The 2,362-nt window shown below is 47.2% G+C and carries 3 protein-coding genes; 1 reads left to right on the top strand and 2 read right to left on the bottom strand.

Going from position 1 to position 2,362, the window contains the following annotated elements:
- Positions 1-190: 190 nt before the first annotated feature.
- Positions 191-781, top strand: coding sequence for a hypothetical protein (locus tag Q0256_RS03910; RefSeq protein WP_297960214.1), 591 nt, complete (start codon positions 191-193; stop codon positions 779-781).
- 200 nt (positions 782-981) lie between these two features.
- On the opposite strand, the gene Q0256_RS03905 is transcribed toward Q0256_RS03910, so the two are convergent.
- Together Q0256_RS03905 and Q0256_RS03900 are read right to left on the bottom strand one after the other, a co-directional pair.
- Complete coding sequence (locus tag Q0256_RS03905) at positions 982-1,452, bottom strand: hypothetical protein (RefSeq protein WP_297960212.1); 471 nt, start codon at positions 1,450-1,452, stop codon at positions 982-984.
- Positions 1,453-2,166 carry a DUF4230 domain-containing protein gene (locus Q0256_RS03900; protein ID WP_297960210.1) on the bottom strand — a complete coding sequence of 238 codons (714 nt, stop codon included), beginning with the start codon at positions 2,164-2,166 and terminating at the stop codon, positions 1,453-1,455.
- Positions 2,167-2,362: the final 196 nt, after the last annotated feature.

Genomic DNA, 2,362 nt, shown 5'->3' with positions numbered 1-2,362 from the left:
ATGAGATATTCGGCGGCGTGCTGAGCTTAAATCATTCACAGCGACGTAAAGTACGAAGTATGCACGGCGGCTAAAATTAAAATTCGCAGCGGCTAAATTTAAAGCCCGCGCGGCGATAATCAAAGCAGCGCCCGCCGTTCATCTGTGCAGTGCAAGCAGTGAGCCGCACATTAAAATTTAAAGGTATAAAATGAACGAAGATTTTCAAAGAGCGAAGCTGCAAGGCACGCTCGGCGCGCTCTGCCTACTGGTCGGCAGCGCGGCGTATTCTATAAAAGGCGAGATCGCGTACCTGGATTCTCAAATCTTAGTGTGGATTTTTGCCTTCACATTCCTTTACCACGCGCTTAAAAACATCCAAAATATCACGGGTCCGCAGGTTTTTATAATCTTCAAATACGCTTACAGCATTGCGCTTGCGGCGCTACTATATTTTTCAGCCATTTATATACTCAGAAGATGTGATTGTAATAGGCTGCAAATATACGTGCCGTATTTGATATTTGCGGTTACGCTCGCTTGGATAATTATAAATTTTAAGTTGCGCGCTGCCACCGGATGTAGGCTTTTCGCCGTATACGCCGCACTACTAACTGCATATGTCGGCGCAAACATCCTATATGGCATGCTTCAAGTACTAGCTCCCGAGCTTATAACGGCTAGCGTCGTAAAATACATGGCGCTAGCGAATTTAATCTTCGAGCCCTTGGCGCCCGCGGTACTGCTTCTTGCGTGGCTTAGCATGAAAAACTCCGCCAAAGCAAAAGATATATGGAGCTAAGCAGAGATAAAATTTGCTCGCGTTTATACTCGCGCGGAGTTTAAATTTAGACTGCGCCGGGGCGTTTGCAAAGATAAAATTTCACGCTGCTTGCGCTGTTTTGGCAAAGACACGGTCGCTGTTCGTCTGCGCAGTACAAGCTTTGGGCTGTATCGGCGCTATCCTCGATATGAAATTTAAGCAAATGCCATTTTATACGACTATAAGCCCGCTTCGCCGCACTCGTAGCCAAAAATTTTAATCCCCGTATCGCTCTGCTCGTAGCGTAGCGCGGGGATTTTTTGCAGTAGATTTTTTAGCTTTTCCAGATCGTTTTTTCGCCCGCCGTCAAAGGCTCGCGGCACCCACACCCACGCGATCTCGTCGTATGCAAACGAGCCCACCGAAAAACTAGCTCGCTTTGAGCCCGCCTCCCATTTGGAGGAGTTTTTGATCGCGTAGAAGTTTGGATAGAGGATTTTTTTGATGATGAAGCATTTGCAAAATTTAAAATCCGCGAAAAACTCCGCCCACGTCGCATCCTCGGTAAAATAGCCCTTCGCGCGCAGGCGCTTTTTCTCTTTGCGCAGCCTGATCGGCTCATAAAATCGCTGCCAAGCCCTTGCGCAGGCATCCATAAACGCGAGCATACGGGCGAAGTAAATTTTAAAAAGCGCCTTAAAAAGCTCCATCTACTTCTCGATCTGCGATTTTAGCGACTTATCGATTGCGATCTCGCTTGAGTTTATGTCGATCGTCTGAAGCGCCTTGTCCTGGAAGATAAATCCAACCTCCTTCGCGCCGAAGCTCTTGGCGATCGCCTCAAGCGTGTCGGTCGCGGATTTGTGGATCTTGCCGCCAAGATCATTAATGATTTTTAGCGAGAGCTGCTTGACCTCGTCCTTTGCGTCGTCGATGAGGTGGTTTTTATCGCTTTCATCAAAGCTCGCGCCGAATAGCCCGTTTAGCGAATCGGGCAGCAGAAACGGCAGCAGCTTGGCGTTTTTCTCGTCGTAAATTTTCATATCTTTGATCGAGTATTTGTATTTGCATGGCGGCATCTTGATCTCGTAGTGATCCTCGCCCTGCGGCAGTATCGCAAACTCGGGGCTTAGTAGGTCGTAAACAAACTCGATCTCAAACTCGAAGATGATGGCGATCTGCTTTTTCGTCATCAGCGGCGAGACGAGCGAGCCCAGCAGCCCGCTGCCTACGTTTTGCTTGCGCGTGACGATCTCTTTGGAGTAAATTTTAAAAACGCTCAGCTCGCCGATGCTTTTAAGCCGCGTGATGTCGGTGGCAATCTGCGGCTTACCAGCCTGTTCGCCGCTTTTGCGCATCTTAAAAAACATAAAAACCAAGATGCAAAATATCACTAAATTTAGAAGAAAAGCAAAATTTTCCAAATTTCATCCTTTAAAATTTTATCGGTATTTTAGCAAAATACAGCGCCGATTTGTAGTGCAATTGAAATTTTACGATTTTTGCGACAAGAAATTTTAAAAATCAAAGCGTGCGGCACGATTATAAAATTTAACGCGAGCGTAGCTCGCCCCTTATAAAGCGTCGTCGGGGGTTGGGTGGGGTTTTGGGGCGGGGAGG

It is taken from the genome of uncultured Campylobacter sp. (assembly GCF_937949835.1).
Taxonomy (GTDB): domain Bacteria; phylum Campylobacterota; class Campylobacteria; order Campylobacterales; family Campylobacteraceae; genus Campylobacter_B.
This window is presented reverse-complemented; position numbering and strand designations above follow the sequence as displayed.